Source organism: Nostoc cf. edaphicum LEGE 07299, assembly GCF_015207245.1.
Lineage (GTDB): Bacteria > Cyanobacteriota > Cyanobacteriia > Cyanobacteriales > Nostocaceae > Nostoc > Nostoc edaphicum_B.
On record NZ_JADEXF010000613.1, the window covers coordinates 1 to 3,728 of the forward strand.

The 3,728-nt window shown below is 43.3% G+C and carries 3 protein-coding genes; 1 reads left to right on the top strand and 2 read right to left on the bottom strand.

What is annotated here, in order from left to right:
- Positions 1-213: 213 nt before the first annotated feature.
- The gene (locus IQ229_RS17745; protein ID WP_194045968.1) at positions 214-1,383 is read left to right on the top strand and encodes a peptidoglycan-binding protein; all 1,170 of its coding nucleotides are present in this window, start codon (positions 214-216) and stop codon (positions 1,381-1,383) included.
- Between the two features lie 71 nt (positions 1,384-1,454).
- Here IQ229_RS17745 and IQ229_RS17750 read toward each other — a convergent pair whose 3' ends face one another.
- Positions 1,455-1,910 (bottom strand): DUF2141 domain-containing protein, encoded by a 456-nt coding sequence (locus tag IQ229_RS17750; protein ID WP_194045970.1) that lies wholly within the window; start codon positions 1,908-1,910, stop codon positions 1,455-1,457.
- 187 nt (positions 1,911-2,097) lie between these two features.
- Positions 2,098-3,651, bottom strand: coding sequence for an ammonium transporter (locus IQ229_RS17755; protein WP_194045972.1), 1,554 nt, complete (start codon positions 3,649-3,651; stop codon positions 2,098-2,100).
- Positions 3,652-3,728: the final 77 nt, after the last annotated feature.

Below are 3,728 nucleotides of genomic sequence, written 5' to 3' on the forward strand. Positions count from 1 at the left end.
TGGTTGTTGAGCGTAGTCGAAATACTGCCTCACTTCTCTTCTTAGCCTGCACTTCGACTACGCTCAGTGACCACCTGCCTCCTTTTTCCCAATGCCTCATGCCCCATGCCCAATGCCCAATTCCCAATTAAAAATGACAGTTAACATTTGGTCATCTAGAAGCTATTGTGGTATCGAAGATTTGAAAAGCACGTTCAGGTTGAAACTTGCAATATGAGGCTATGCCGTTCCTCAATTCTGATATTTACCTATTTTTCTTGTGTGGGTTTGTACCCACATCGCTCAAGTGCAGCCACACCTAACCTAGCACCTGAAATTTTAGAACTTGCACAAGCTAGTTCGACAATTACTGCTAGTCCGGCTATTTTGAGATATGGTAGTCGAAAATCAGATGTGCAGAGACTACAAACCCAATTAAAGCAGTTGGGATACTACAAGGGCGTGATAGATGGACAGTATAACGTCAGTACAGAAATCGCTGTAGCTAAATTCCAGAAAATAAAGGGTTTAAAATTAGATGGGATTGCTGGCCCGGCGACTCAGGAGAAGCTGCAAGTAGCAATGGAGGCTAAAAAGCAGTTTGTCACCTCTCCCATAATTACTTCTCCAAAAGTTACCTCCCCAAAAGTTACCTCTGTTGCTCCGACTTCTGCAAATCCCCTAGCATCCGAGAGAGGTTTTGTCTGGTGGTTACTATTTACCATTGGAGTTCTAGGATGTACTGGCGCACTTTTTTATTTGCTGAGGTCGTTTCAGAAGGTAAAGCAAGTCCAAAACTCCGAAATATCAGAGCCTAAAAGATTGAGTGAAGCTAACAAAGAACCGATTACACCACCTTTGCTGGAGACTGTCACTAGTCTACAAACACCTCAACCGCCATTTTCCACACAATTACTGCTACCAGAAAAAACTTCCCGTCTTGCTAAACTCAATATCGTTGAGGAATTAATTCAAGATTTACGCAGTTCTGACCCAACGAAGCGGCGCAAGGCTATTTGGGATTTGGGACAGCAGGGAGATTCGCGGGCAACTCAGCATCTGGTTGACCTGATAATTGATGCTGATTCTCAAGAAAGTAGCTTAATTTTGGCAGCTTTGTCAGAAATTGGCATCCGCACACTCAAACCGATGAACCGTGCTTTAGCAATTTCAATTCAAGATGAAAGTCCACAAGTACGGCAAAATGCGATCCGTGACCTGACGCGCGTTTATGACATGATGGGTCAAATGAGTCAGATGTTGCACCATGCGCTAGAAGACCCAGATGCCGATGTGCAAGCAACAGCACGATATGCTTTAACTCAGATGAATCGAATGCGAATACGTGACTTGCCGGAGCAACAAAGTCTAGAGGAAGATTCAGACAATGATTCACAACATTGATACTCCCCCGCTAACCGCCAACCGGTGTAGCGGGAGATTCTTGTTTCACAGAAACTGAATCTGCTAGCAGCTTAAAAATATTTCAACTGGATTTGAATATTGGTATCTGGCCCTGCTACTAAAAATACTGCTTCGCTAAATTTGGGCGCTCTTGCGCGAATTTCTGGGTTGCTGGAAAATCCAAAACCTTCGCTTGGTATACCAAAAAGATTGCTATTGAGAGTGCGGTCATTATTTTGATCGTGGAAGACAGCAACGGCGTAACTGCCTGCTTTCAAATTATTAAAGGTAATTGGTAAGGGATTTTCAGTAATCTTGGTACACTGCTTTTGTAAGACGCGATCGCCATCGCCAGGAAATCCCTTACTGTTACCAAATATACTGGCACAGACTTGTCCTTCTTGATTCTTCAAGCCATCAATTTCCACGGTGAGTTTGCCGTTAAAATTTGCCTTGGCACTAAATGACCATGCCAAATTTCCCATAACTGCCAATAGCAGCATACTAACTCTTAAACCTTTAACCATAAAATTTTCACAACGTAAAATGCGATCGCTAAATAAAGCACTAATCAGGCAAAAAGTAGGAGGTTTTATACCCCCTACTTCTCTCTGCTTGGATAGAGAATTTTGCGGAATCAGTTCAATCTACTAATGGTGTATTGGTAGCTCATACTAAGAATATGCCAGAGGATGAACCAAAGAAATATTTCCCCTAAAGTCTCCCAATTGAGCCTTGTTCATCAGAAAATCCAGTTGCATCACCTTCTTTGAGAAATCCACTGTAGGCTTCCATACCGTGTTCGCCGATATCCAAACCTTCTAATTCCTCTTCTTTGGATACTCTAATACCTAAAGTCGCTTTTAGTGCCAACCAAAAAATACTACTGAGTAAAACAGTGAAGCCACCTACTGAGAGAACGCCCAGTAACTGAACACCAAACTGTCCAAAGCCACCACCTGAAAATAAACCTTTTTCTGGGCCAAGTGTATACCAAGTAAAAACACCAGGGCCAACAGACCATAGACCAACTGCTAGGGTTCCCCAGATACCACAAACTAAGTGAACTGAGGTAGCTCCCACTGGGTCATCAATGCCAAGTTTGTCAAAGAATGTTACAGAGAAAACTACCAGTACTCCAGCAATGAAGCCAATTACTAAAGAACTAACGATACCTACGTAAGCACAAGATGCTGTAATCCCAACCAAGCCAGCCAAAATACCATTGATAATCATTGACAGGTCTGGTTTACCTAAGTACAACCAAGCTGTGATGGTGGCGGCAATTCCACCGGCAGCAGCAGCCATATTAGTGGTTAGAGCAATATGACTGATCGCACCAGGATCAGCAGCCATTACAGAACCTGGGTTGAAACCAAACCAGCCCAACCACAGAATCAAACAGCCCAACGTCGCAATACTCATGTTGTGACCGGGCAGTGCTACAACTTGCTTATCTTGATATTTACCAAGACGGGGCCCAAGAAATGCTGCCCCCATCAAAGCTGCCCACCCGCCTACAGAGTGAACTACCGTAGAACCGGCAAAATCCCAAAAGCCTCTGTCTGCTAGCCAACCACCACCCCAAATCCAATGTCCGGTAATGGGATAGGCAATACCTACAAGTAAGAGGCTGAAAATTAGGAAGTCAACAAATTTAATCCGTTCGGCTACTGCACCAGAAACGATTGTTGCTGCTGTTCCAGCAAACACTAGCTGGAATAGAAACTTGGCTGCTAAAGGCACACCAGCCCAATTAAGAGCACTGAAGATACCTTTATAAGCGTCTGCTGTAGCGGGACTGTTATCTACTCCTTTTAAGAAAAACCCATTCAATCCAATGAAGTCATTGCCATCACCGAACATTAAGGCAAAACCGATGAACCAAAAGGCAATGGTAGACAGAGCAAATACAATCAAGTTTTTGGAAAGAACATTGACAGCGTTTTTTTGGCGACAGAAGCCAGTTTCTAACATACCAAAACCAGCGTTCATGAAGAACACTAAAAAAGCAGCGATCGCTACCCACAGGGTGTCAATAGCAATTTTGAGTTCTGCTGTCGTTGGCGCTGCGGCTGGAGTTTGGGCAACTGCGGCATAACCCCAACCCAACACAATCAGACAAGCGATAGGTAAACAAGCTTGCCAACTGGGAGAAAGTCGCTTAATCAGATTAAACAGCTTGACTTTAGAGTTGGATTGTGAATTGATAACGTAATTTCTTGCAAACGAATGCCTATTTTTTGTTTTCGATTTTTGTTTGTACATGAATTTGAGCATCATCCTCTAAATCATCCTTAAAAAAGGGGAAAAACAGGTTAAGCAGAAAAACTACTGTCCGAAGT

What these genes read in the sequence shown, in the direction of transcription:
- IQ229_RS17745 (WP_194045968.1), top strand. Translation starts at nt 214, where the DNA reads ATGAGGCTATGCCGTTCCTCAATTCTGATATTTACCTATTTTTCTTGT.
- IQ229_RS17750 (WP_194045970.1), bottom strand. Translation starts at nt 1,910, where the DNA reads ATGGTTAAAGGTTTAAGAGTTAGTATGCTGCTATTGGCAGTTATGGGA.
- IQ229_RS17755 (WP_194045972.1), bottom strand. Translation starts at nt 3,651, where the DNA reads ATGTACAAACAAAAATCGAAAACAAAAAATAGGCATTCGTTTGCAAGA.